The sequence below is a fragment of the Streptomyces sp. NBC_01363 genome, assembly GCF_026340595.1.
GTDB lineage: Bacteria > Actinomycetota > Actinomycetes > Streptomycetales > Streptomycetaceae > Streptomyces.
In genome coordinates this window covers 2,623,963-2,648,810 of the sequence record NZ_JAPEPF010000002.1, presented here as the reverse complement: position 1 = coordinate 2,648,810, position 24,848 = coordinate 2,623,963, and the positions used below count along the sequence as shown (strand labels likewise).

Annotated in this window: 20 protein-coding genes and 5 pseudogenes; 14 read left to right on the top strand and 11 right to left on the bottom strand. The window is 68.8% G+C overall.

What is annotated here, in order from left to right:
* Nucleotides 1–7: 7 nt before the first annotated feature.
* A pseudogene (locus OG611_RS39375) lies at nt 8–265 on the top strand (transposase); the annotation flags it as partial.
* A gap of 15 nt (nt 266–280) precedes the next feature.
* Here the strand turns inward: OG611_RS39375 and OG611_RS39370 are convergent.
* Nucleotides 281–2,362 carry an ISAzo13 family transposase gene (locus tag OG611_RS39370; protein ID WP_266425261.1) on the bottom strand — a complete coding sequence of 694 codons (2,082 nt, stop codon included), beginning with the start codon at nt 2,360–2,362 and terminating at the stop codon, nt 281–283.
* 50 nt (nt 2,363–2,412) lie between these two features.
* Here OG611_RS39370 and OG611_RS39365 point away from each other — a divergent pair.
* Together OG611_RS39365 and OG611_RS39360 are read left to right on the top strand one after the other, a co-directional pair.
* Nucleotides 2,413–2,871 (top strand): annotated as a pseudogene (locus OG611_RS39365) (transposase); the annotation flags it as partial.
* 316 nt (nt 2,872–3,187) lie between these two features.
* Nucleotides 3,188–4,078 (top strand): annotated as a pseudogene (locus tag OG611_RS39360) (aminoglycoside phosphotransferase family protein).
* Nucleotides 4,079–4,324: 246 nt separating this feature from the next.
* Here the strand turns inward: OG611_RS39360 and OG611_RS39355 are convergent.
* The 3 genes and pseudogenes from OG611_RS39355 to OG611_RS39345 form a co-directional block, all read right to left on the bottom strand.
* A pseudogene (locus OG611_RS39355) lies at nt 4,325–5,527 on the bottom strand (IS4 family transposase); the annotation flags it as partial.
* A gap of 892 nt (nt 5,528–6,419) precedes the next feature.
* A complete protein-coding gene (locus tag OG611_RS39350) occupies nt 6,420–6,692 on the bottom strand; it encodes a hypothetical protein (protein ID WP_266431272.1) in 273 nt (90 codons plus the stop codon).
* Nucleotides 6,689–6,964, bottom strand: coding sequence for a hypothetical protein (locus OG611_RS39345; protein ID WP_266431270.1), 276 nt, complete (start codon nt 6,962–6,964; stop codon nt 6,689–6,691). The genes OG611_RS39350 and OG611_RS39345 overlap by 4 nt, the downstream gene beginning before the upstream one ends.
* Before the next feature lie 360 nt (nt 6,965–7,324).
* On the opposite strand from OG611_RS39345, the gene OG611_RS39340 reads away from it, so the two are divergent.
* The 7 genes from OG611_RS39340 (at nt 7,325) to OG611_RS39310 (ending at nt 13,887) form a co-directional block, all read left to right on the top strand.
* Entirely contained in the window at nt 7,325–7,744 is a 420-nt protein-coding gene (locus OG611_RS39340; protein ID WP_266431268.1) for an alpha/beta fold hydrolase, read from the top strand.
* Nucleotides 7,741–8,301 (top strand): cysteine hydrolase family protein, encoded by a 561-nt coding sequence (locus tag OG611_RS39335; protein ID WP_266431266.1) that lies wholly within the window; start codon nt 7,741–7,743, stop codon nt 8,299–8,301. The genes OG611_RS39340 and OG611_RS39335 overlap by 4 nt, the downstream gene beginning before the upstream one ends.
* Before the next feature lie 959 nt (nt 8,302–9,260).
* Nucleotides 9,261–9,644, top strand: coding sequence for a hypothetical protein (locus OG611_RS39330; RefSeq protein WP_266431264.1), 384 nt, complete (start codon nt 9,261–9,263; stop codon nt 9,642–9,644).
* Nucleotides 9,617–9,790 carry a hypothetical protein gene (locus tag OG611_RS39325; protein ID WP_266431263.1) on the top strand — a complete coding sequence of 58 codons (174 nt, stop codon included), beginning with the start codon at nt 9,617–9,619 and terminating at the stop codon, nt 9,788–9,790. The genes OG611_RS39330 and OG611_RS39325 overlap by 28 nt, the downstream gene beginning before the upstream one ends.
* On the top strand, nt 9,787–11,040 hold the full coding sequence (locus tag OG611_RS39320; RefSeq protein ID WP_266431261.1) for an ATP-grasp domain-containing protein: 1,254 nt from the start codon (nt 9,787–9,789) through the stop codon (nt 11,038–11,040). Before OG611_RS39325 ends, OG611_RS39320 begins: the two co-directional genes overlap by 4 nt.
* Entirely contained in the window at nt 11,024–11,968 is a 945-nt protein-coding gene (locus tag OG611_RS39315; RefSeq protein WP_266431259.1) for a hypothetical protein, read from the top strand. The genes OG611_RS39320 and OG611_RS39315 overlap by 17 nt, the downstream gene beginning before the upstream one ends.
* A gap of 689 nt (nt 11,969–12,657) precedes the next feature.
* Nucleotides 12,658–13,887 (top strand): acetyl-CoA carboxylase biotin carboxylase subunit family protein, encoded by a 1,230-nt coding sequence (locus tag OG611_RS39310; protein WP_266431257.1) that lies wholly within the window; start codon nt 12,658–12,660, stop codon nt 13,885–13,887.
* Nucleotides 13,888–14,605: 718 nt separating this feature from the next.
* Here the strand turns inward: OG611_RS39310 and OG611_RS39305 are convergent.
* From OG611_RS39305 to OG611_RS39295, 3 genes are read right to left on the bottom strand one after another with little or no spacing between them, the layout of a single operon-like run.
* Nucleotides 14,606–14,953 carry a hypothetical protein gene (locus OG611_RS39305; RefSeq protein ID WP_266431255.1) on the bottom strand — a complete coding sequence of 116 codons (348 nt, stop codon included), beginning with the start codon at nt 14,951–14,953 and terminating at the stop codon, nt 14,606–14,608.
* A 49-nt stretch (nt 14,954–15,002) separates the two neighbouring features.
* The gene (locus tag OG611_RS39300; protein ID WP_266431254.1) at nt 15,003–15,602 is read right to left on the bottom strand and encodes a cupin domain-containing protein; all 600 of its coding nucleotides are present in this window, start codon (nt 15,600–15,602) and stop codon (nt 15,003–15,005) included.
* Between the two features lie 9 nt (nt 15,603–15,611).
* On the bottom strand, nt 15,612–16,685 hold the full coding sequence (locus OG611_RS39295) for a LuxR C-terminal-related transcriptional regulator (RefSeq protein ID WP_266431252.1): 1,074 nt from the start codon (nt 16,683–16,685) through the stop codon (nt 15,612–15,614).
* A gap of 407 nt (nt 16,686–17,092) precedes the next feature.
* On the opposite strand from OG611_RS39295, the gene OG611_RS39290 reads away from it, so the two are divergent.
* Nucleotides 17,093–17,917 (top strand): DMT family transporter, encoded by an 825-nt coding sequence (locus tag OG611_RS39290; protein ID WP_266431250.1) that lies wholly within the window; start codon nt 17,093–17,095, stop codon nt 17,915–17,917.
* 205 nt (nt 17,918–18,122) lie between these two features.
* Here the strand turns inward: OG611_RS39290 and OG611_RS39285 are convergent, their stop codons facing one another.
* Entirely contained in the window at nt 18,123–18,287 is a 165-nt protein-coding gene (locus OG611_RS39285; protein WP_266431482.1) for a hypothetical protein, read from the bottom strand.
* A 159-nt stretch (nt 18,288–18,446) separates the two neighbouring features.
* Nucleotides 18,447–19,832: a hypothetical protein gene (locus OG611_RS39280; protein ID WP_266431249.1), complete on the bottom strand. Its 1,386-nt coding sequence runs from the start codon at nt 19,830–19,832 to the stop codon at nt 18,447–18,449.
* Between the two features lie 409 nt (nt 19,833–20,241).
* On the opposite strand from OG611_RS39280, the gene OG611_RS39275 reads away from it, so the two are divergent.
* A complete protein-coding gene (locus OG611_RS39275) occupies nt 20,242–20,766 on the top strand; it encodes a hypothetical protein (RefSeq protein WP_266424997.1) in 525 nt (174 codons plus the stop codon).
* Nucleotides 20,767–20,814: 48 nt separating this feature from the next.
* Here OG611_RS39275 and OG611_RS39270 read toward each other — a convergent pair.
* Nucleotides 20,815–21,036: pseudogene (locus OG611_RS39270) on the bottom strand (IS110 family transposase); the annotation flags it as partial.
* A gap of 326 nt (nt 21,037–21,362) precedes the next feature.
* Nucleotides 21,363–22,271 (bottom strand): helix-turn-helix domain-containing protein, encoded by a 909-nt coding sequence (locus OG611_RS39265; protein ID WP_266431247.1) that lies wholly within the window; start codon nt 22,269–22,271, stop codon nt 21,363–21,365.
* A 137-nt stretch (nt 22,272–22,408) separates the two neighbouring features.
* On the opposite strand from OG611_RS39265, the gene OG611_RS39260 reads away from it, so the two are divergent.
* Together OG611_RS39260 and OG611_RS39255 are read left to right on the top strand one after the other, a co-directional pair.
* On the top strand, nt 22,409–23,326 hold the full coding sequence (locus tag OG611_RS39260) for an MBL fold metallo-hydrolase (RefSeq protein ID WP_266431245.1): 918 nt from the start codon (nt 22,409–22,411) through the stop codon (nt 23,324–23,326).
* Nucleotides 23,327–23,355: 29 nt separating this feature from the next.
* Nucleotides 23,356–24,795 carry a carboxylesterase/lipase family protein gene (locus tag OG611_RS39255; RefSeq protein ID WP_266431243.1) on the top strand — a complete coding sequence of 480 codons (1,440 nt, stop codon included), beginning with the start codon at nt 23,356–23,358 and terminating at the stop codon, nt 24,793–24,795.
* The last annotated feature ends 53 nt before the right edge of the window (nt 24,796–24,848 follow it).

The following is a 24,848-nucleotide window of genomic DNA, read 5'->3' as shown; positions in this document are numbered from 1 at the left end:
CAGAACCAAGATCCGCGACGGCGCGGTCGCCAACCGGCCCATTTACGTGGCCCTGGCGGTCACGACCGAAGGCCGGCGGGACATCCTCGGCCTGTGGGCCGGCGACGGCGGCGAGGGCGCCAAACACTGGATGCACATCCTCACCGAGATCAAGAACCGCGGCGTGAACGACGTCCTCATGCTCGTCTGCGACGGGCTCAAGGGCCTGCCCGACGCCGTTGAGAACGTCTGGCCCCGCACGGTCGTGCAGACCTGCGTGGTCCACCGGAGCCGTAAAGAATCAACTTGTCGGTGTGTCGCTGTCGACGGATGCCAGGAGCTCGGCGCCGGTGGTGAAGCGGGTCGGGCCGGGCGGCAGCGTGATCCCGGCTTCGTGCAGGACGGGTTGGGCGTCGGCGAGGGCGTTGTTGAGGGTGCCGAGGCTGACGCCGAAGGCGTCTGCCAGGACCTGTCGGGTGCCGAGCTTGCGCTGATAGAGGACGGCGGCCAGGAGGCGTTCGGCGTCGGTGATCTTCTGCCGGAAGACGCCTCCGCGGGTGCCGGGCTGGCGTGGGCCGCCCCGCTGCTGGTGTCGACGCCGCTCGATCAAAGCGGCTTGCTGGAGGGAGAGTTGGTCGATGAGGGAGGCGAGGTCACTGCGTTCCATCCCGGTCAGGGCCGGGTCGGCCAGGCGATGCGTGCGCTGGAGCCGGGCGGTGACCGGGGCCCCGGTGCGTACGAAATCCTCGATCTCCTGGCCGCTTGAGAAGCACAGGGTGGTGGGCGTGAGGGAGATGCCGTGTTCCTGGAGGAGCCGTCGCACTTCCTTGACCGAGGGGCCGATCGTGCGCTGACACAGGCCCAGCATCTCGGCCAGCAGGTTCTGCGAGCACACGTGCCGCAGGTAGATCACGCTCAGTAGGACACGGTCCGCGGGGGTGAGGACCGGGCGCTTGTTGTCTCCGGCCGCATGGCGGCGCGGCCCGCCGCGCTTGCGGTGCAGGCGGTCCTCGCGCAGAGAGCCCAGCTCGGGTGTGATCTTCGCGGTCAGGGCTGTGAGTTCCTCGCGGCTCAGCCCGGTCAGGGCCGGCTCGGCCAGCAGGTCGAGGACACGTCGACGGGCCTTCTCCCGGTCGGTGGCCTGCACGGGCTCCTCATCGAGGGGGCCGTCGGGGCGGACGGTGTAGTTCCAGGTGCCGTGCGTGTCGTGGTACTCGATCGGCAGCCTCCTCAACTGGGCCTTGCTGATCGCGAGCCCCAGGGGGTAGCGGCCGGTGTCGAGTTCGGCTTCGACCCGCAGCCCGCTGCGGGTCCGGGTCGAGGCGATGGCGTTGACGACGACTTCATAGCTGGTCAGCGGGCGGCCCCGCCAGTTCATCGTGATGTGGGAGAACAGCCGGTGCTCGATCTTGTTCCACTTCGAAGTAGCTGGCGGAAAGTGACAGACGGTGACGGCCAGACCTGTCTCGGCGGCGAACTTGGCCAGCTCCGCCTTCCAGACGCGGTAGCGGTAGCCGTTGGAACCGCCCGCGTCCGCAGTGATCAGCAGCCGTCTGGCCCGTGGATAGTCCAGTCGGCCCCGCACCTGCCACCAGCGGCGGATCGAGGCGACCGCGAACGTGGAGGTGTCGTGGTCGGTGCCGACGTTGACCCAGCCGGTGTCTGCCGAAAGATCGTAGACGCCGTAAGGGATGGCGGCCTCGCCGGTCGGCCCGGAGAAGAAGCTGTGGTCATCGACCCGGACCGGGTCGCCCTTCGGCCGCCACTGCCGGCCCGGGTTGGGCAGCTGGCCGATCATCTCCTTCTTCTTCGTGTCCACGCTGATGACCGGCTCACCGTCGGCCTGATGCCGTTTGACCTGCTCGTTGATGTAGCGAAACTGGGCGTCCCGGTCCGGGTGTTGCTCGCCCTCCAACGTCTTGGCCTGGGCCTGGAGGCTGAAGCCGCTGTCCTTGAGTAGCCGCCCCACCGTCATCGCGGAGACCGGATGACCCTGACAGGCCAGCTCGTCTGCGAGGTTCCGCAACGACTTCGTCGTCCACCGCAGCGGCGACATCGGATCACCCCGCTCATCCGGCTCGACCAGCGCCAACAGCGCGGGCAGCAGCCCCGGATCGATCTCCTCGGCCCGCTTGCGACCTCCACCCGGTCTGCGAGTCCGTCCTGTGGCCGGCGGGGCCTCGCCCGCCTCCAGCTCGAAGACACCCCTGCGGACCGTGGTTTCGCTCACACCTGCGACCTGCGCGACGGTCCGGACACCGCCATGCCCCAGCAACCTCGCCTCTGCAGCCAGCAGCAGACGCCTCTGCCGCTCGTCCAGATGCGGCAACAACACCTCGAACCGCACGGCGAGTTGACCGCGCATCCCCTCCGAAATCGCCATACCAGGTCAACGAGACACCCAGTCGGAGACAACACCTTGTTTCCGTACGGCTCCACCTGCTGCGGAACTCCTTCCGCTATGCCGCCCGCCAGGACTGGGACAAGATCGCCAAACTCCTCAAGCCCGTCTACACCGCGGCGACTGAGGAGGCCGCCCTCGAGCGGTTCGCCGAGTTCGCCGACGCCTGGGGCCGGAAGTATCCGGCGATCGTGCGGCTCTGGGAGAACGCGTGGGAAGAGTTCACCCCGTTCCTCCGCTTCGACACCGAGATCCGCCGCATCGTGTGCACGACGAACGCGATCGAGTCCGTGAACGCCAGGATCCGCCGGGCGGTCAAGGCCCGCGGCCACTTCCCCAACGAGCAGGCCGCGATGAAGTGCGTCTACATGGCGATCATGTCCCTGGACCACACCGGCAAGGGCCAGGCCCGCTGGACCATGCGCTGGAAGACCGCACTCAACGCCTTCGACATCACCTTCGACGGCCGCCTCTCCGCAGCCCGTCAGTAACTCCAACAACCTGAGTTACACCGTTCCTTTGACAGACCCGGACACGTAGGTGCTGTGGAGCTGCTTGTCCCTCTCCCAGTCGGGCATCGGCTCAGCCGACCGCGGGAGCGTCCGGGCGTACTGCTCGTAGGCCGCGCGGGTGTCCCGTCTTGAATGATCTGGTTCGGCGTCGGGCCGCTGACGTGTGGCGACCAGTTCAGTTGAGACGTCGGGATACCGGGAATCTCGGGTGATGTGGTCCTGGCTGGATGAATACCGGATGTTGTCTCAGCTGATCAGGCCCGGCTTCCCGAGCCATCGATGGTTGACTGAGGTCATGGACAGCTTCGAGATCGATGAGAACTTGGTGCGCGCTCTGGTGCGAGAGCAGCATCCGGACCTTGCAGAGTTGGACCTGCGTGAGGTGGTCGGCGGTTGGGACAACCAGCTATAGCGCCTCGGGGACGAGTTGGCCGTGCGCATGCCGCGCACGGAGCGAGCACCGTCCCTGCTACGCAACGAGCACCGGTGGCTGCCCACCCTGGCCCCGTGCCTTCCACTACCGGTCCCGACCCCCATGTGGATCGGTGAACCCTCCGCACGCTTCCCGCGGCCATGGACCATCGCGACATGGGTTCCCGGCGAACCAGCCGACCGCGCCCCAATCAGCCAGGACCGCGCGCCCGACACTTTGGCGGGCTTCCTCAAGGCGCTCCATGTGAAGGCGCCCGCCGAGGCACTGGTCAGTCCGGATCGCGGCGTTCCCCTCAAAACGCGCACGGACACTTTCGGAAAGGCACTCGAGGAAGTCGCCTCCGAAGGTGTTGCCGCTGACCTCCGGAATATCCAGGACGTCTGGGACGAGGCCCTTGCGGCTCCCGATTGGGAGGACCCGCCGGTATGGCTGCACGGCGACCTTCACCCGGCGAATGTCGTCGTCTCGGGCGGGACGCTCTCGGGCGTGATCAACTTCGGTGACATGTGCGCAGGCGATCCGGCAGTCGATCTCGCGGCTGCGTGGGTGTTCCTTCCCGCGGGGGCGACTGCACGGTTCTTCGATGCGTACGCGCACGCGGACGAGGCGACGATCCGGCGCGCACGAGGGTTGGCTGCCCTGAAGAGCCTCGTCCTCATTCTCATTGGCCAGGCCGGGGAGCGGGGCCTGCCCGGCGGCAAGCCGACATGGGGACCCGCGGGGCGAGCGGCGCTCGACCGTGTTCTGGCATGAATCTAGGGGGCTAGCAGCAATACCAGTGATTTAGGGCTTTCTGGGGGTGTAGGTGGTCTTCGTGGGTTCGGCGATCGTGGCGGTTGGGGCCTCGGGTCGTGGTGGTGTGTGGTGTTCGGGGCGTTTGAGGGCCCAGTTGGACATTTTGCGTTTGATCACGCGGGGGTTGGAGCGCAATCGCCGTGGAGGCAGGAGCCGTTCGTGGATCTCACGCAGGGTCGCGGTGAGTGCCCGGGCGAGTCGGGAGGGGGAAAACGCCGCCTGGCCGGTGACGTGGCGGCGGGCGACGCACAGGGTGCGGGTGAAGGAGATCCGGTCGGGATCGTGGCCGGTGTGCCGGGCGGCTTCGTGAATCAGGCCGCGCAGCGCGTGGTGGACGAGGAGGAAGCCGAAGATCTCCTGCTCGACCCCGGCCGGGTGCCGGGAGCGCAGGACGAGGCGGGGCCCGCCCTGGTGCGTCTTGATCTCGTCCAGTGTGGTCTCGATCTCCCACCTCTGGGCGTATAGCAGGGCGATTTCGGCCGCCGGTGCGGCCCGCGGGTCCAGGGTCGTGGTGACCAGCCGGTAGACGGTGCCTTCGGCACCGCGCGGGCCCGGGGTGTACTCGATCACGCGTACCCGGATCGGGTCGGTGCGGCGGTTCTTGTCCTTGGCGGCGACGATCTCGGACAGGTAGGAGCCGTCGTCGAAGGAGTCCAGCAGGGGCAGGACCGTGTTGTTCCTGGCCCGCCACAGCAGGTCGGCGCCGGTCGTGGCGGCTGCCCGCCACAGGTCGAAGCCGTGGAAGCCGCGGTCGGCCAGCAGGAGCATCCCGGCGCTCAGACGCGGGAACAGGCGTCGGGCCAGGACCGTCTCGGCATCCGACAGTGGGCCGACCTCAGCGGCGAAGACCGCGTGAGTCCCGCACTCGACCAGTGCGGCGGCTCTGGCCTGCGGGTACGCGCTCCTGCCCTGCCCCCGGGAGGTCCCCGGACGGCCGAAGAACTCCGCGTTGGCCTCGGTGTCGGGCAGGTCGAAGGTCGTGCCGTCCACCGCGACCAGCCGCCACCCGCGATACCAGGCACCTGCCGTCTCCGCCGTTGCCACCGGCCGGCACACCCGGGCGAACAGCGCCTTCAGCGGCTCGGGCCCCAGCCGAAGCCTCGCTCTGCCGATCGCCGCCGTCATCGGCACCCACCACGCCCCCTGCCACCGGCGCTCCCGCTCCAGCCCCTGGGTGAGCAGGCGCGCGACCTCCTCATACCCCTGGCCGGAGAACAAGCACATCGCGAGCACGAAATACACCACCACCCTTGCGGGCAGCAACCGTTGACGCTGCTCGACCCGCCCGCACTCCACCACCACCTCATCCACCAACTCCGGCGGAAACGCGCGGGTCAGCACCCCGATCGCAATCCGATCCGAAACCCGATCACCTAGCGATGACTTCGTCTGTCCAGGCCTTGGCACACCACACCCAACGACCTAAAAAGCCCAAAGTCACTGGTATTGGGGCTGGCAGACTTCCACGTTGCTCAACTCTCGGTGGCCGCTCCAGGTTCGTTGCCAAGGGACACCCAGATCACCTGCGACCGCAAGTGAATCGGACCAGATCACCTGAGACGGGCACCAGATCCGACGGGACAGCGGGTCCGGTGGAGGGCGAGCTGGGCGTCGCTGTCCTGTGCCGTCGAACTTTGAGCGCGTGGCATCAAAGTCTGAGTGACCTCGATCCGCTGAGCAACGGGCTCCGTGGCCAATCTCGCGACGGTGGCGAGCGCCCAGGGCATCGTGGGAGAGCGCGGCCAGGGTAGCTGTTGCCGGACGGCGAGCGAGGGGACGGCGTGAGAGAGTTGCCGGATTGGCTTGAGGCGTGGTTTGCAGAGAATGAGGCTGAGTGCCGAGCTCGCGGGACCAAGGTGGCACTTTGGCTGCGCCCTGCCGACGGTCCCCCTGATCGTCCGGGACGTAAGACCACCGCCGATGTGAAGGTGACCATCGAAGCAGGAAGCCGGTGGGGCAACACTGCCGGCTATGCCGAGGGCTGGTGTCACTTCGCGCTGCGCCACCGCCAGGCGGTGAGCCTCCGTGGTAGACACCGGCAGGCCGTACGCACAGGACTCTCCGTTCGATCCGTCGACGGAGGCCCCATCCCGATCGCCACGCCGTAGCGCGGACTTCGACACCCCGCAGGCGCAAAGGGTCGGTCGGCCCGACCTCCCAGGCAGGGACGTCGGCTGCATCCCCCAACCGCAAATGCAGACTCGGACTCCCTTGCGAGAGTTGCCACTTGCGGCAGTATCTTCGCCCCTCGGTGAAGTACACCTGCGTCCGGGGGTGCTGGTTCCGTCCGGCCCGTCTCTCAGTGGAACCAGACCAGAACCGGGACACGTATCTCCTTGGCATCCCGCATGATCATGTACTCGATGATGACTGGCTCGCCCGGGATTTCGAGGGAGTACCGGACCTCAAGGTCGTCCATCGCGTCGCCGGGCGGCTGTCTGTCGAGATCGATCGCACCACCGGCCTCGATGGCCAGGGCGCGCAGGAAGTTCGTTGTCTTCCTGCGGAGATCGACGGGCATGTCGAGCACGGTCCGTGCCGGAATCTCCTCCGCCCAGACGGTCCAGCTCACCGAGGCCCGTCCACGAGCAGCTCCTCGACGGAGACGAGTGAGCTGCCAGCTGCGGCATTGGCCCGGCTCTGAGCGGCTGCGGGGGCACCGTGCAGCATCGCCACTTTCCACCAGCGGCGCATCGCGGCCGGCACCTCGTTCTCCTCGGCGGCCAGGACCTCTGTGTAGAAGCGGGCGCGCTCGGCACCGGTCAATGCGTCACCGATCCCATTGATGGTGTGCGGGACAGCGGTGACCCGGGGGTCTGCGGAGTGCTCGGGCTGAGCCGTCACGGATCTCTCCTTCGTTCTGCTGACCCGAGTCTCCTATGCCAAGGGCCCGGTCGGGAACCGGATAGGTGAAATCGCTGGTCCCTCGGCGAGGCCTGCAGTTTCCTGCTGCACAGCTCACACGAGACCGTGCGCGGCTGGGCGTTTTCCGCACCCTGTGCAGCTGGACCGTCCCGGATGCCGGACGAGGCTTGGCCCTGATCGCATCGGCGTGGGTGTCCGATCCGGCATCGACGGTGCGTGTTCACCCGTGGGCGCCTCAGTCGCTGACCCGCCGGCGAAACATGGAAGTGAGTGCCTTGCGGGCCGTGTACCCGCCGGAGTCCTGTGGGTGGTACGTATGAGGCCTGGATCTGCCGCGGGATGCTGGATGTCGTTTCCGCCCAGGGGCAGGCGCTGGCCACAGACGACGCGGCCGGCTGGGTCGACGCGTTCCAGCGGTTCACCGCCTGCCCGCACCGCGAACTGGCCGACATCGGTGCCGACCTGATGCGACGGGTGCGGCAAATGGCACTCGGCACGCTCGGCGAGCCCACACCCGTCAAAGCGGACCATCGGCTATCGGTCACGGCCACTTGGGAGCGCGTGTCCGGTATCGCCGTCCCCGTGTACGCGATCAACGGTGCTCTGGACGCACCGGACCGCCTCGCCATGGCAGACCCCCTGGCGAAACTCGTCCCCGGCAGGCACACTGCCACGGTGTCGGCAGCCGCGCACTACCCGTACATGGAGCAACCGGCCCCCTTCAGCACCGAACTGGCATCGTTCCTGGAGACCGTATGAGCAGCGCCCTTCTCGTGATGGACGTCCAGCGAACCGTCGTGGACATTGCCGACGACGGCTCCGGATACCTGCCGCGCCTGCGCAGGGCGATCGATGGTGCCCGGACGGCAGACATTCCTGTCATCTACGTCGTCATCGCATTGCGTCCGGGCTTTCCGGAGGTCGGCCCGCGCAACAGGGCACTCACCGCAGTCGCGCGAGCCGGGCTCCATGTCGAGGGCGACCCCGGCACCGAAATCCACCCCGATATCGCGCCCCGGCCGGGCGAGGTGGTAGTCACCAAAAGACGGGCGAGCGCGTTCTCGGGCAGCGACCTCGACGTGGTGCTCAGGGCACACGGCATCGACAGCCTCGTCCTCACCGGCATCGCCACCAGCGCCGTGGTGCTGCACACCCTCTGCCAGGCCAACGACCTGGACTTCGACCTCACCGTCCTCGCCGACGCCTGCCTGGACACCGACGCCGAGGTTCACCGGTTCCTCACCGAGAAGCTGTTCCCGCAGTGGGCGGACGTCCTCACCGTCGACGACTGGCTCAAGGCCACCACAGCCCGTTAGCGGCAGACGGAAGTGTTGCACCACCGTGCTTCTGTCGACGTGGTGGGCGTGGCCATGCGACGCGTTGTCGTGTGCGGACGGGCCAGTGCGGACGCTGGTCGATCTCGCGCTCGCGCCTGAACACGGTGGTGTCCTCCGGGCCGCTCACCGGCTGTCCGCCGCGAACGAGACGTCCATCGCCACGGTGCCGACGTAGTGGCAGAAATCCCGTATCCCTGAGCCGTCCTCGGAAGACGGCGGTGAACCCGGCGGCGAGGAGCTCCGGCGCGTACGTGCCCGCTGCCGCCGCCCTGGTGCCGAACGTGCCCCGGTGATCAACGGCAGCCGCTGCATGACCTCCTGCGTGCGCAGTCGGCGGATCAGCCGCCGCCGTCCGCGACCCCGTGGCCAATGACGGTGCTGACGACGAGGTCGGGGGCGAGCCGTCGGCACTCGGAGATCAGCAGCTCGTCCGGCACACAGGTCCTGGGCACGACCCGCTTCCCACCGCGCCCTCAGCTTCCTGCAATGCAGGTAGGTGATCGATGCATCCACTGGTGACCGGCTCAACAGCGCCTCAGAATCAACGGAGTTCCACATCTCATCGCGGAGAACCCGTACCGGGAAAAGCACGGACAGGTTCCCCGAAAAAGGGAGCGAAACCAGCATGGAATCCATGCCCACCACCCACGCCCCGCCGCTTTCCCGCTCGACGAGCGCGGAATGAGGCCGGTCGAAGTGCACAGCCACGGTTTCGGCGATGTGGACTTCTCCGATTTCACGCGCGTCGACCTGGACCGACTGGACATGTGGTGCGCCGGCGAGGGCGCATCGGCGCTTCCCACGATGTGTCTGCACCGCGACCGGCTGAGGGAGTTCGAGAACTTCATGCGCCGTTACGCCGCCAAGCGCGCGGACGGCCTGCTCTCCCACATATCTGGAGGGTCCGCTCCCACCGCGGCGGCACCCCGCAGTCCACGGTGTGGGCGCCCAGCCGCACGGAGTGGGAACGCCTGGCCGCGCACGGCGAACACGGGCTGGTGTACACGGCGGCCTCCTCCGACGCCTACTCCCCCGAGTCGGTGCTCCAGGAAGACCCGCAACCGCGGGAGAGCGACTTCGAGTGGATCGTGCCGACCCTGCTCGCCCACGCCGCCGGCTCCCAGCCGCCGGCCCTGCACATCGCCAACGCCAACGCCCACGGGCTCACGGGCTCACGGGCTCACGGGCTCACCGACAAGGACATCTGCTTCCTCATCACCGGGACCGCGCACCGCCCCTCGCGAATACCTCCTCTCACGTTCGAGCGGTCTCTTTCACAGAACAGGATGGTGCCGTGCTCGATCACATCGCGGACGCGATGAAAGAGCCTGATGTGGTCCGGCTGGACCGCAACGTCTACGTACTGCGCTTCGAAATGATGAAGCTCTATTCGGCGCTCGAAGCGGTGTTCGCCTCCGTACCCGGCACCACACCCACCCCGTCGCACAACGAGGAGGTCCTGCTGTGAGCACTTCGCTTCCCGCGCCCCCCGGACACAATCTCATCGCTCTCGAATGGCTCCAGTTCGGCCTGGGCCGGCTGGTGGCCGCCGCCGAGGAGGAGGGACTCACCGTCCACCTCCTGACCGAAGACCGCCGGGAGTACGCGCACGAGCTCTCTCGGCTGCACAGCCCGCACCTGGTGGTGCACGACGTGGACACCCACAGCGTGCGGCAGGTCGTTGCATCAGCGCGGGAGATCGGCGACCTGGCGGGACTGCTCAGCACCACCGACACCTGGAGCCTGGTCGCGCTCGCCGCCCGTGAGGAGCTCGGGCTGCCGGGACAGGCGCCCGAGGGCGTGCGTCTGGTCCGTGACAAGGCCCGGCTGCGTCGGCGGCTGTACCAGCACGGGCTCTCCCGCTCCGCCGGCTCCGCGGTCACCGCGACGGACGACGCCGCCACCCTGGCCTCCCGGGTCGGCCTCCCCCTGATCGTCAAGGACAGCTCCGGCACCTCGAGCGAGTACGTCTGGTTGGCCCGCACGCGCGACGAACTCACCCGTGTCCTCGATGAGATGCGGACCCGTACGCTGCGCGGGACGCCGACCGCCGAGCCGTACTTCCTGGGGCCGCTCTACAGCGTCGAGACTCTCACCTGGCAGGGGCAGACCCGGGTGATCGGTCTCAACAGCCGCATCATGTCCGCACCCCCGTCCTTCCGGGAGGAGGCGCTGAGCTTCCCCGTGCAGCTGCCCGACGGACCGGCCGACAAGCTCGCGCAGTGGATCGAACGGGTACTCAAGGCCGTGGAGTACGAGGAGGGCTTCGCCCACACCGAGTTCATCCTGGGGGACGACGGCTTCGAGGTCGTCGAGATCAATCCCCGGCTCGGCGGTGCCCTGGTCGGCGAGGCGATCTCACGGGCGATCTACATCAACCTCTACGCATCCTTCCTCGACCTCGCCCTGCGCCGTCGTCCCGCCCTGCTCGACGCCCCCCTGACTCCCCGCCGCGGCGTCTCCCACGTACTGCTCTATCCCCCGCGCACAGGCCTCTACCTGGGCTGCGAGGGGCTGGAGGCGTTCTACGGGCATCCGGGCGAGCCCGCCCTCTACGCTTCGTTGCCGCCGGGCACGGACGTACGGACGGTCACGAACCAGGACGGCTGCGTCGCCATGGTGCTCGCCACCGGCGCCACCAGCGAGACCGCACTGCAGAACGCGCTCTCCGCCGCCGGTGAGGTGCGAATACGGATGGCGGATGACGACGGTGTCTGAGCACCCGCTCCACCTCCTCGTCCTCAGCGGCTGGGCCGGGGTGCCGGAGGCGGCGCTCGCACTCGGCTTCGAAGTGAGCTTCATCGGGGACACGACCGAGTCCTCCGCGCAGGACCGCGAGATCCTCACGCGCTGCCGGTTCGTGCACGAGACACCGGCCGGCCAGACCGCCGCCGTACTGGCAGCCGCCCGCCGTAGCCACGAGGCAGAACCGCTGCATGCCGCCGTCTCCTTCGGGGAGTTCGGCACCGAGAGCTCAGCCGTCGTCGCCGATGCCCTCGGCATCCGCGGGCTCTCCCTGAACACGGTGGCGGCCACCCACTACAAGGAACTGATGCGCGGGATGCTCGCCGACCACCCCGGGCTCACGCTTGCCTGGGCGCGGGTTCCGGACCCCGCCGGGCTCCGGGAGTTCCACGCGCGGCCGACTCTCCCCCATCCGGATCTGACGATCGCAGAGATCTCCGTACCACCGCCGCCCCCGTACGACGCGCCCGTCCCAGAGATGTGCCGTACGGTCCTGGCCTTCCTCGACGCGCTCGGGCACGGCTGGGGGCTCACCCACACCGAGGTCAAGATCGCCGCCGACGGCCGGCCCGTGGTCATCGAGTCGCAGCCCCGGATCGATGGCATGCGGATCTGGCTCATGGTCGAGCAGGCCACGGGCATGGACGAGATCTGCACGGTCCTGCGCAGCCTGCTGCCGGACGGCGCGGATGTCAGCCCGCACCTACCGCCGTACACGGCGGTGGGCAAGTGCCTCTGCCTGACGCCGCCCCGCAAGCGGGTCCGACGTACCGCCGACCACGAACTGCTGCGCGAGATCGAAGGGGGTCGACGACTTCGAGATCTCCATACGGCCGGGAGAAATCCCGGCACCCGTGACCGTCAACTCCGGCGGACGCCCCGCCCACCCGTCTCCCCGTGACCGTCAACTCCGGCGGACGCCCCGCCCACCCGTCTCCCCGCGTCCGCCTGCCGGGCCCCCGCGCGCGCAGGACGCCCCACGCTACCGAGGACCGTCCGTACGCGGCCCGTTGCCCGGTCGGCGCAGTGCGGAGCTGCTCGAACGGCAGGCCCGGACTTTCTCGTCCTCAGCTACCTGCGTGGCGACCACGAAGGGGGCACGTACTACGCCGACGCCCGGGACGTCCGCCGCGCTCTGGACCCGGCGACCCTGGAGATCCCGCGCAGCCCGCTGTTCCGGACGAACGCCCCCGGTAGTTACGTGCGTGAGGCCGCGGGCGGCGGTGAGGTGCTCTCCGACCCGGTCCCGATGATCAGCGCCCCCGAGTCCTGCCCCGCCGGCCGCCAACGGGATCCGCGCGCGGAACGAGCGGGCCCGCGCCACGCTCGACAGGCTGCAGGAGGCTTGCCGGGAGGTCGCCCATGAGGTCTTCCGCCACCCCGGGCAACCACTGCTCATCAACAACCGCTAGGACCTACACGCCCGTTCCCCCTTCACCGCACGCTACGACGGCCAGGACCGCTGGCTCCAGCGGACGTATGTACGCCGCAGTCAGTGGACCATCCGCCACCGTGCCACCCCCGGCGCCTGCACTGAGTACGCGCCTGTCCCTCACGACCACCGCGGCACCGGAAGAGAGACACCCGACCATGACCACGACGACCCCCCTGAACGACGGCGCGGACCCGCGCATCGCCGTCATCAACTACGGCCCCACGCTGGACTATCCGGCGATGTTCCCCGAGTGCACGGACCGGCTGCACGTCTTCAGCCACCATGACCTGGAACACACGGAGGGGCTGGCCCACTACGAGTACGTGCCGGAGTGCGAGTCCGTCCCGTACGCGGAGCTCATGATCCGCAGGATGGCGCGCGAGCGGCCCTTCACCCACGTCCTCACCAACAACGAGTACGACCTGGAGCGGGCCGCCCGCATCCGGGAGGATCTCGGCCTCTCGGGCCAGTCCTCCGCGAGCGCCCTCTCCTTCCGTGACAAGGCCGTCATGAAGGAGACCGCGAGCCGAACCGTGCCCGTACCGAACTTCGCACGCCTCGGCACGTTCACCGACCTGACTGACTTCGTCGAGAGGTACGGGTACCCCGTCGTCGTCAAGCCGGTGAAACAGGGCGGCTCCCGCGACATCACGGTGCTGCGTGGCGAGGACGACCTCCTCGGCTTCAGCCGGCTGCCCTGGCGGGAGGACCTGATGGCGGAGGAGTTCGTCGAGGGTCCGATGTACCACATCGACGCGGTGCTCTCCGACACCTACCGCTTCGTGGCCTCCTCCCGCTATCTGCGCAGCTGCCTGGGGGTCTTCTCCGGACAGAACAACGGCTCGGTGCAGCTGCGCCCGGACAGCCCCTTCGCCCGCCGCCTCGAAAGCTACCTCGACCAGGTCCTGGCGGCCTTCGAAACACCTCCGGCGAGCGCGTTCCATCTGGAGGTCTTTCACACGCCCGACGACCAGCTGGTGCTGTGCGAGATCGCCTCACGGGTCGGTGGCGACCGGATCCCCGCACTCACTCGGGCCACTTACGGAGTGGACCTGCATGCCGCCGTGCTGCGCCTTTCCTGCGGGTTGCCCGTGGCTTCCCCGCTCCAGGACCCGCCGGCCCAGGTGCACGGCTCCGTCTCCGTACTGCCCCAGGGCCGCCCGGTGCGGGCGCCGGGGAGGCCGCCGTTCCCCTGGGTGCGGCACTACGAGGTGAACGAGAAGCTCGCGCCCGGCGAGACCACCCTGCACAGCGCCCACCACCTGTGCTTCGCCATCGTGTGCGGGGACGGGCCGGAGCAGGTGGAGGAGCGGCTGCTGGCGACCGAGAACTGGCTCATGGAGAACCTCGTCGAGGGCATCTCAGGCATCGAGGAAGGCGACTGACATGCTGTGCAAGATCGGTGTACTGGTGTCGGGAGCGGAGGAGTTCGAGCTCGACAACCCGTCGCTCGTCCCCAGCGCCCCGCTGCGCGAGGGCCACGAAGTGCATATCGGGAACGTCCACACACTCGCCCCTCACGGCTCCGCGCTCGTGTGCGACCGTACGCGGCTGTCCGCCCCGCTCGCCCCGGCGCCCCCTCCCGCCGACGCAGACCCCGCACGGGACGGCCGACGACTTCGACCTGGTGTGGGTGCTCGCCGGGCCCCACCCCGACGCGGGCACCGAGTACTTCCAGCTGCTGTGGACGCTCAACCAGCGGGTTCCCTTCGCGAATGAGGGCGAGCGCCCTCTTCTTCCTCGACTCCAAGGTCACCCTCGGCTCCCTCGTGCCTCCCGGGCACCCGCCCACCTCGTACGTGTCGAACGACCCCGACCGCCCGTGGATCCTCAAGCCGCCCAACAAGGGTTGCGGCGCCGATGTCTACGTCGTCAGCGACAAGGACCGCAACAGCACGGCGCTGCTCAGCTCGGCCACCGGCAATGCCACCTCGCGGTACGACAGTTACGGCCGCACCGGATGTCCCACAGGCTGCGCCGCACATACGTCCGGAGGATGTCGCGGTCGTCCACGTAGTACGTACACGCCACGCTCTCACGGCCGGCCCGCAGGCAGTCCCTCACACTCGGAGAGGAAGCCAGCCGGATCACCGAGGAGTCCGCTCAGCCCGAGCAGCACTCCCTCGGCGGTGAACGTCCGCTTCCCGAGGCTCGGTCCGTCGCCCGGGGGGTGAGTGGAAGCATCCGGTCCACCGGGAGCTTGCGCAGGTGCACGACGCCGGAGGCGTCGCAGTGCCGGCCGAAGTCCAGCAGCAGCTGGAGCGGCTCCAGGGGGAGCTGTGCGAAGGTCTGGTGACAGCGGGCCGAGGTTCGGTCGATTTTCCCGAACGGATCGCGTGCGGGGGCGAGTTGCTTTCCGAGCCGCTCGCGGACCTCGTCCGGCAGGCGGAGCTCTGCGAGGGTGACGGCGGGCGAACCGCCGTCACCCAGCATGCCATCGACGCCGAACACAGGTTCCTCTCTGTGTCCGTGGGGGGCGTGGCAGGTGCTCGGCGAGGCCTCAGTAGAGGCTGGAGAAGAGCACTCCGACGAACTGAGCGGGCTCCGCGCTGTCGTTGCGGAAGGTGTGCGGATAGCCGGCCGACCACTGGGCACAGTCCCCGGCACGCAGTTCGTGGTCCACGCCGTTGTAGCGGGCCACCAGGATGCCCCGGGTCATGACGATCAGGTCCGTCCCCTCGTGCTGCAGCTCCTCCCGCAGGCCGCTGCCCGGCTGGAAGTCGGCCGTGATCACCTGGTATCCGAGTTCGGGAGACCGCAGGACGTGGTACGTGACACCCGGCGCCCGCTCCAGCCGCTCCTGGGACTGGAGCGGGAAGACCGAGGGCGTGGCACGTCCCCGTGAGAACCCGAGGAAGGACCCCACGTCGTGGCCGAACACCCAGGCCAGGCGGCTGAGCCGCTCCAGGGCAATGTCGGTCTCGCCCCGCTCCAGTGCCGCCAGGAACGACACCGACAGCCCGCACTCCGCGGAGACCTGCCGCAACGACATGCCCCGCTGGTTACGGAGCCGGCGCAGGACCTCGCCCGGACGTGGGTAGCCGTGCTCCGGGGGCCGGTCCGCCGCGGAGGGCGTGGAGGAGTGGTCGGGGGTGGCCATATGCACTTCCTAGGTTCCTGTGATGGAGAGCGTCGCGGAATCGGGCGGAGCCTGCGTACCGTTCTGGAACTGGTCCAGGAGACCCGACCTGGCGATCAGGACCCCCAGCTGGAAACGGCTGCGGGCGCCGAGCTCCTGGTAGATCTTGGCGATGTGGTTGCGGCAGGTGCGGACACTGACGCCGATACGCCGCGCGATCACCTCGTCCGTCTGCCCTTCGGCGAGGAGTTGGACGATAGTGCCGCGGACGTCGGAGAGCATTCGGCTCACTTCGGTCGTACGGACCTGCCCCCCGAACTCCGTGGCCGCCCGCCAGGTCCGCTCGAAGACCTCCACCATGAAGCGTACGAGACCTGGCTCGTGGACGACGACAGCGAGATGGGCGTCCTCCAGCGGGACGATCGCGAGCTGCCGGTCGAAGATGATGACCCCCTCGAAGGGACCGGCCAGGGTGCGTGCCGAGCTCCGGTCTTCGGCGAGGGCCGCCACATGCTGCCGGGTCGCGGGGTCGAAGCGCGCGGCGTGCTGGTGGATGACGCGCACCGCCACGTCGCGCTTCCGGAGCACTCCGGCCGCCTCCTCGGTGTGCAGCTGCGCGAGCCCTGCCCACCAGCCGGTGCCGGGCCGGGCAAGCATCACCTCGCCGGTGCACCGCTCCAGGGCAGAGGCGATCTCCTCGTGGAGGGGCCTCTCCCCGACGAGAATCCGCAGCGCCTCACTGCTCGAGACGTCCCGCAGGGCCTCCTCGTGCGCCCGGTGGAAGCCGACGAGCTCGGCCTGGATCTCCTGCGAGCGCCGCTCCATGCGCTCGATCTGCTGTTGCAGGGGGGCGAGCCGGTGGAAGGCCGCCGCCCGGGGCGTGACCGGGAGGAACGCGTCCTCTGCCCCGGGCAGGGGCTGGAGCAGCATGGCCTCCGAGAGCAGCCGCACCGCCCGTGCCGTACGTTCGGCGCTCCAGCCGAGCTGGGCCGCGGCCGACTCGGGCCGCAGCACTTGGGTGCGCACCGCGAGCTGATAGAGCTCTTCCTGGTCCTCCAACTCTCCTGAGCAGTAGGGCTTGCGTTCAAGAAAGTTCACGTTCATCTGGCCCCCTCCTGTCTCTGGTGAAGATCCACCACTGCCTGACCTGCCCCGCCGAGCAAATGCCCCAGGGCGAGAGCGTACTAAATAGAGCACAGACGTGCGTCATATCGTAAGATGCGTTAGGGGTGCGGTCAACGACAGGGCAACCGGCCACGTTGGCAACGTCAGGGCAAGGCCGAACCTCCGAGCTGCAGGTTCCTGCAGCTCGCCCCCGCACTCCCCTGCGAGACGATATCTCGCACTATCGTGCACTTTTAGATACACACATCAAGGGGCCAACCACACTCCACACGAGATCAGGAGGTGCCATGAACGTGGGCCTGAGGGAAACCCGGTCAGCGATCCCCCGGCCGGGCGGCGACGCCCGTCCGGCGCGGGGCGGCATGTTAGCCCGTACCGCCCTTGTCGTGGTCTGGAGCTCCGGATTCATCTCGGGAAAGCTCGGACTGCGGCATGCCGCGCCATTCACCTTCGCCTGTCTGCGGTTCGCGATAGCGGGTGGCCTCCTGCTCGCGATCGCCCTGATCCTGCGCAAGGAACTGCCGCGAGGGCGGCTGTTGGGCCGTCTCATGATCGCGGGCGTACTGATCCAGGGCGTGCAGTTCTCCAGCATCTACGCCGGCATGGACCTCGGCGTCCCGTCCGGGGTCGCGGCCCTGATCATCGCCCTCTACCCGCTGGCCGTCTCCCTGATCGCCGTGCCCGTACTGAACGAACGCGTCACCAAGGGACAGATGCTCGGCCTCGCACTGGGGCTCGGCGGGGTCGTCCTCGCCGTCCGGGACGGGCTCCACGTCGGCGAAGGCCATCTCGGCGGGCTCGCCTTCCTCTTCCTCGGCCTGCTCGGCATCTCCGTCGGCACGATCTGGCAGAAGCGCCACTGCCATGGGATGGACTCGGTCACCGGCAACGCCGTCCAACTGCTGACCGCAGCCGCCGCAACTCTCGTCCCCGCCCTCCTGCGGGAGGGCTTCGACGTCACCTTCACCGCCGGGTACTGGCCGGTGCTGCTCTGGGCAGCGCTCATCAACTCCATCGTCGGGGTGGGGCTGTTGTACCACCTGCTCCAGCACCACGGCACCATCCAGGTAAGCAGCCTCTTCTATCTCGTCCCCATGGTCACGGCCGGGTTCGCGGCCCTGCTGCTCCACCAACACCTCGGCCCGCTCACCCTGGGCGGTCTCGTCCTGGCGACCGGGGGCACCCTCCTGGCAAGCCGGATCAAGGGCTGACATCCGGTCTTCGACGTACCCCAGCAAGGCTGGGGACCGAGGTTGAAGAGCAGGCCCATCAGGCGTTCCCTGCCGCGTCGCGGGGCAGGAGGCGCCGGCACCGCTCGTCGATCAGTTCGCGCGCCGAAACCGCGAGGACGTCGGGCACGGTGTGGTCGTCCACGATCAGGCCATGCCTTCCACGAACCACGGCCAACGGCAGCGGTCATCCGACCAGCGGTTCCGCCAACAGAACCACCTGATCGACCGCCGAGATCGAGGACCGCCTGCCAGTCCCCAACGAGGTCTCGGGAACAAGCACGTCCGGCAACGGCCCCATCAGATCGGGGTCAAAGAAACCGTTGACGTCATCCCACAGCAGATCAGCCACCCCGCCATCCTGCCCGCCACACCCTCACGAGGCAGACCGGGTTCCTGGACCAAACCCATAGAGGCCCCGTCAGGCCACCATCACCTATGAGTCGTCTTCGTCCTCGTACTTGTCCAGGTCGCGGATGCACTCCTCGGCGACCGCACCTGCGAACCGCGGTCAGGTCCAAGCCTCCGCACTGCGCTGCTCGACGGCCGGCGGGAACTCCGCCGGTGCGTAGAAGTGCGGCAGGCCGGAGCGGAGTTCCGCGTACTCCGGCGTCGGATGACCGTCCTCGTGCCTGCACTTCGGAGGCCGAGGCGCGGCGGCAACGGCGCGCATGGTCGCGAGGACACCCCGAACCACGGACCGGGGCGGGGATGGGTACGAAATCTTCATCGCCCGGTGGGCGGCGAGCAACAGCACGGGCCGTTCCCGCTCGTCCGCCTGCTCGTACCGACGCGCGGCCCACAGGCCCAGATCGTCGGCGTACTGCTCGTTCCAGCCCTTGTAGTCGAGCCGTTCCACGATCTTCTCGATCTCAAGTTGTCCGTCCGCGCGCAGATACTCGGCGTCGGCATGGGAGGTGTCCCGGTGCCCGAAGAGTTCCTCGCGCCGCTTCCGCAGCACGCTCAGCGACTCCTCCGCGACCTCCGTCATGAAGACCGGGCACACCACCTTCTCCAGTGGAGGCACACGCCCTTCCCGGTGGCTCAGTTCGTAGACGCCCCGCCCGCCGGGACTGCTCAGCATGACCCCGATTTCCGCGGCGTCCGGGCCGCTGTCGGGAAGGTTTGCATGCCACTCATGTCCGCAGGTCGCGTCGGCGAAGTGCGGCAGCGTCCTTTCCACCGCGTCGACCAGGTCGTCGAGGACCGACTTCGTCCGCATCATGCCGGACACGGCGTACCAGGTAACCGCCCTGACGATCAGGAGATGTCCGGGGCGGTCCTCGGGATCGGCGCTGGAGAGGTTCCACGCCTGGGAGGAGATCTCCTCGTCGATGTCGGTCCACGGCTTGGGGTAGCCGTGCAACAGCGCCGTGAGGGTCTCCACGGTGCTCCTGGCTTCCATGGGCAGGCGCGGCGGAACGTCGGTGACCGATCCCGGCTCGACGATGTCCATCGCGATCCGGGCGAATCCGGCCACATTGTGCGGGCATCGCCACTCGTCCCGGGGCCGGTCCTCGTTCCATTCCGCCGTGTCGTCGGCGAGCTGGGTCAGCTGCTCGGCGAGGTACATGTCGTCCCCGCTGTCATGGCTCGCGTACGGGTGGGATTCGTGGGCGCAGGGCCGCTCGCGCAGGGCCGTGTCGGCGGCCTCCAGAGCCGCCATGGCATGCGGTACGACGCCTTCGCCCGGCAGCCAGGTGAGGTAGGGGGCCATCACGACCAGTCCGAGCGTCCAGACGAAGGCCGACCCGCCCCCGGGATCGGTGGCAAGCCGGGCGGCGCAGTCACTCACGGCCTTGTCGTACTCGTCGTTGCGGGAGTCCTGATAGTCCTCCCGAATCTCGTCCCAGGAGCCGGCGAGTTCTTCCAGGAGTGTGATGTCGATGCCCGTCATGATCTTTACGACGCGCGCGGCACCGTTCGGAGTTCTGCAGGGCCGGACTGTGCCTGAGACCGCCGTGCGCCATCGGCGGCCGAAGCGGCCCGGCGGGCGTCTCCCTCGCTGTACGTCCCCGACACCCGAACGAGGCCGGTAGCCACTGACCCGATTGCCGCCCCGCTGGGGTGCGATCCTCCTGGCGCCGGAGGCCGGGAGGACCGCCCCCGGTCATCGGCGGCACGGGCGGCGATCAGCACGGCCAACGCGGTCAGGGTCGTCACGACGTCCCGGCCGGCGTCCAGCGGTCCGCGCAGTGCCGGGTGAGCATGGACGAGGGCCCGACGAACCCGCAGCAGCCGTCGCCGTCTCAATGTGACTGATTCCCAATGATTCTTGTCAACCAGCGAGCCGTAAGGTGCGGCCCATGGACTCGTTGATCTCTGCCGTCCGCGAACAGGACGAAGCTGCCCGTTTTCTCGCTTGGCCGGGTGACTTCGACCTGGACCGAGGCGACCATGTCGAGGAAGTCCACCTAGCCTCGGGCGCCGCGCTCGAGGGTTTCGCCGGCGACGGCGCTGGGGGCACGTACTTCTTCTGCGGTGAAGGCGGCGAGGAACGTCCAATCCTTTATGCCGACTCCGAAGGAGGTGCGGCTCTGGTTGCGATCGGCCTGCCCGAGCTCCTGCGGCTGCTGCTGGTCGCCCCGTGGTGGCGCGACTGCCAAGCGTTCACAGACGAGGAAAGTCGCGAACTCGCGGCCGAGTACCTGGAGGACATGCCGGACCTCGTGGCCCGAAGAGAGCGTGCCGCCGCAGCCCTCGGCCTCGACCTTCCGGACCAAGCAGACGTCCTGGCTCGCTTGCGGGAGGCGGCTGTTCGGGTGGGAGAGAACTTCGTCCTCATCTTCACGCCGGAGGGTTGCCCCTACGAGCCTCTCATCAGGAACTGAGACGCACCGCGGCAGCAGGCAGCACGTGACGTCCCAAGACAACAGGGATCAGCCCACGGCGAGACCGCGCTGAGGTGGCTGGGCCTCAAAAGTTCGCTGATCGCGTATGAGGGCCCACAGCACGTCGAGGCGTCGGCTGGCGAGGGCGAGGATCGCCTGTTTGTGGCTCTTGCCCTCGGCTCGCTTGCGGTCGTAGAAGGCCTTGGACGTGGGGCAGAAGCGCGCGGCGATCTGGGCGGAGAGGTAGAACACACGCAAGAGCCGGCGGTGGTCAGGTGTCGCCTGTCTCGAAATGTCACGTTGATCAACAATCCTGAGTACCGAGGCGGCCAACTGTAGCTCTCAGTCACACTCGATCCTCCCATGGCGAGGTGTGACCTCACGCTGTCCTGTGCGGGAATCTGGGGGGCCTGCCGACGTGGCCGGGCCGGCCGCGGCTCCGGTCGGCGTCTTTGTGATGCGATCACGCCCGCACCGCATAAAGACCGGATTACGGGCAGTCCGCCCCTGCCTCTGCTCCAGGTCTTCGCCGACTGCGTCTGCGGTGACGCGCTACTGCCGGAGTGAACCCGGTCGGGCTGCAGGGTCCAGGTCGCCTACACCCGTCGGGGCGGCTTCTCGGGAACACCGACGCTGTCCGCGTGCGGCGCCCGGCTGCCGCTCGTCTGCCGGAGGAGTGCGAGGGCCTCCTCGGAAGAGGAGCCGACGGGAGTTGTGCACACGATGAGCGCCTGCTCCGGTGAACGGGCGATCGACAGCGTCTGCTGTGTCACCGTCACCGTGCCGACGACGGGATGGTGCAGCTCGTAGGACGCGGCATCGCACGGCGCCACGCGGTGGTCCCCCCACAGTGCGACGAACTCCGGGCTTTTCATCGTCAGCTCGCCGATCAGCTCCGCGAGCAGCGGGTCCTCCGGGTGCCTGCCGACGGCGATGCGCAGGTTGCCGACCACCGCGCGCGCCTTGCGCTTCCAGTCCGCGTACAGCTCCTGACAGTGCAGGTCCAAGAACAGCATCCGGCTCATATTCGGGCGTCGCTCCGGGTCATCCGGGCCGAGGAAGTCCAGGTGACCGGCCAGCAGGGCGTGCCCAAGGGTGTTCCAGGCCAGCACGTCCGTACGGCGGCCGAGCACTATCGCCGGAACGCCGTCGACGGCACGGAGGAGGTCGCGTGTTTCGTCGGCGAGCTTCTCGGGCCGCGGGCGGCGAACGCGGGGCGCGTGGCGGGCGGCGGCGGCGAGCCGGTCGAGGTGCTCGCGCTCGTGGTCGTCGAGCAAAAGTGCGCGGGCGATCGCGTCGAGCACCTCGGCCGAGGCCCCGCGGGACAGGCCCTGTTCCAGCCGTGCGTAGTACGAGACGCTGACGCCCGCCAGCTGGGCCAGTTCCTCGCGCCGGAGCCCGGCCACCCGCCGGCGGGGCCCGAGGTCTCGCAGACCGAGGTCCTCGGGTCGCAGCCGCGCCCGTCGGGCTTGGAGGAAGGCGCCGAGTGGGCCGGGTCCGTTCATTGCCCCAGTATCCGGTGCGCGGCCCGATCCCAGCCACACCCTGCGAGGGGTAGGACAACCCGGGACTGGTTCGTGCCCGTCCGCGTGTCCAGGCTGGATCTCATTCGGCCACGTACCCCGGACCCGAGGACGGACACATGGATCAGAACCCGGAGCAGATCACCCTTGGCGACGTCACCGTCACCCGGATCAAAGAGTTCTACGGCTCGGTGGAAATGTCTCCGGGTCAGTTCTTCCCGGACGGCCCAGAGAGCTCGTGGGACGAGCACCGCGACTGGCTGGCGCCCGATTTCTGGAACCCGGAGACGGACGAGTGTCATACGGCGATCCAGTCCTGGCTGTTGCGCAGCGAGGGGCGCACGATCCTCGTCGACACCGGCGTGGGCAACCACAAGGACCGGCCCTACGCGCCGGTGTGGAGCCGCCTGGACACGAACTACCTCGACAACTTCGCCGCCGCCGGGGTGCGGCCCGAGGACGTCGACATCGTGGTCAACACCCACCTGCACATCGATCACGTCGGCTGGAACACCCGCCTCGACGGCCGGACCTGGGTACCGACCTTCCCGAACGCCACGTACCTGATGACCCGGCGGGACTTCGACTTCTGGGACCCGGCCAACGAGAACAGGACCGTGCTTGGCCGCGGGAACCAGAACGTCTTCGAGGACAGCGTCGCGCCGGTCCACCAGGCGGGACTCACCCGCTTGTGGGAGGGGACGTACCGGATCGACAGGAACCTGCGTCTCGATCTCGCTCCTGGGCACACTCCCGGCTCGTCCGTGCTCACGCTGGAATCCGGCGGCGATCAGGCCTTGTTCGTCGGGGACCTGGTGCACACCGCGCTGCAGATCGCGGAGCCGGACACCAATTCCTGCTTCTGCGAGGACCCGGCGGAGTCCCGCGCCACCCGACACAAGCTGCTCGGCCGCGCCGCCGAGAACAACGCGCTCGTGTTCCCGGCGCACTTCGGCGGCCAGGGCGCCGCGGAGGTCGTGCGCAGCGGCTCGAAATTCGCGATCAAGGAGTGGGCGGGCTTCTCCCGCATCTCCTGATGTGCCCCTCCAGAGAGGAAGTGTGTTCCGTGCCCCGACAGGAAGATCCGGTCGTCGAAACCCCGGCGGGCGCCGTGCGCGGCGTCCGTGACGGATCCGGCGAGCGCTACCGCGCCCTCCCCTACGCGGCGGCACCGACCGGCGCCGGCCGTTTCGCGCCACCCGTACCGCACCCCGGCTGGTCCGGTGTCCGCGACGGCACGCGGCCCTCGTCCACGGCTCCCCAGCCGGCCCGCGACTTCGGCCGACTCGACATGGTCCCCTACTTCGGGCCGGGCTGGGTGCCCGGCGCGGAGTACCTGACCGTCGATGTCCACACGCCCGCCGCGGACGGCGGCAGGCGTCCCGTCATGGTCTTCGTGCACGGCGGCGGGTTCGTCACCGGCTCGAACCGCGCCGCGCTCTACGACGGCGGCGCGTTCGCCCGTGACGACGTCGTCCTCGTCACGGTGAACTACCGCCTCGGCATCCCCGGGTTCCTCGATCTAGCGGGTGCTCCGGCCAACCGCGGACTGCTGGACGTGCTCGCCGCGCTCAGCTGGGTACACGACACAGTTGGGACATTCGGCGGCGACCCCGAGAACGTCACGGTCTTCGGCCAGTCCGCGGGCGCCACGCTCATCGGCGCGCTGCTCGCGACACCGGAGGCAGGCGGTCTGTTCCGGCGAGCGATCGTCCAGAGCGGCAACGGCACCGGCGCGTTCACTCCGGAGCAAGCGCAACGGGTCACCGCCACGGCGGCCGCCGCGCTGGGCGTCGAACCGACCGCCGAGGCGTTCGCCCCGATCCCGGACGAACGCTTCCTGGCGATCCTGCCCGCGCTGGCCGGACTCGACCTCCGTACCAGTACCACCACGGACCCGCTGGCCGGGCTCAGCCCATTCAGCCTGGTCCTGCCGGTCCAGCCCGCCGACGCTCTCGCCGACGGCCCGGCCCGCGACATCGACCTGCTCATCGGCACCAACACCGAAGAGGCGCGCCTCTACCTCGTACCGCAGGGCGTCCTGGAGTCCACCACGGAAGCCGACGTGCTCGCCGTCGCCACCCGGGTGCATGCAGACCCGGAGACCGCCCTCGCCTCGCACCGCGCGGCACGGACGGACGAAACACTGGGCGAGCTGCGCGCCGCCGTGCTCGGGCAGGCCCTGTTCGGGGCCGGTACGACGCGCATGGCGCAGGCCCACGCGCGGATCTCGGGCGGCCGCACGCACGTCTACTCTTTCGGGTACCGCTCGACAGCCCTGGCCGGGCGACTCGGCGCTGCCCACACCGTCGAGCTGCCCTTCGTGTTCGACATCGCCGACAAACCCTGGCTGCACGGGGACACTTGCCTACTCGGCCCCGACCCCGCCCCAGCAGGACTCGCAGCCCAGGTACACGGCGCCTGGGTCGCGTTCGCCGGCACCGGGAACCCGGGCTGGGCTCCCTACGACCCGCAGCGACCCGTGGTGGAGATCCTCGGCGGCTGAGCGTCCTCACACCGGACGGGGCGGTCGCCGGTGGCCGAAGTCCAGGGCAACCG

Coding starts and splice junctions, on each gene's coding strand:
- OG611_RS39370 (WP_266425261.1), bottom strand. CDS start 2,362: ATGGCGATTTCGGAGGGGATGCGCGGTCAACTCGCCGTGCGGTTCGAG.
- OG611_RS39340 (WP_266431268.1), top strand. CDS start 7,325: ATGCTGGATGTCGTTTCCGCCCAGGGGCAGGCGCTGGCCACAGACGAC.
- OG611_RS39335 (WP_266431266.1), top strand. CDS start 7,741: ATGAGCAGCGCCCTTCTCGTGATGGACGTCCAGCGAACCGTCGTGGAC.
- OG611_RS39315 (WP_266431259.1), top strand. CDS start 11,024: ATGACGACGGTGTCTGAGCACCCGCTCCACCTCCTCGTCCTCAGCGGC.
- OG611_RS39310 (WP_266431257.1), top strand. CDS start 12,658: ATGACCACGACGACCCCCCTGAACGACGGCGCGGACCCGCGCATCGCC.
- OG611_RS39300 (WP_266431254.1), bottom strand. CDS start 15,602: ATGGCCACCCCCGACCACTCCTCCACGCCCTCCGCGGCGGACCGGCCC.
- OG611_RS39295 (WP_266431252.1), bottom strand. CDS start 16,685: ATGAACGTGAACTTTCTTGAACGCAAGCCCTACTGCTCAGGAGAGTTG.
- OG611_RS39280 (WP_266431249.1), bottom strand. CDS start 19,832: ATGACGGGCATCGACATCACACTCCTGGAAGAACTCGCCGGCTCCTGG.
- OG611_RS39275 (WP_266424997.1), top strand. CDS start 20,242: ATGGACTCGTTGATCTCTGCCGTCCGCGAACAGGACGAAGCTGCCCGT.
- OG611_RS39265 (WP_266431247.1), bottom strand. CDS start 22,271: ATGAACGGACCCGGCCCACTCGGCGCCTTCCTCCAAGCCCGACGGGCG.
- OG611_RS39260 (WP_266431245.1), top strand. CDS start 22,409: ATGGATCAGAACCCGGAGCAGATCACCCTTGGCGACGTCACCGTCACC.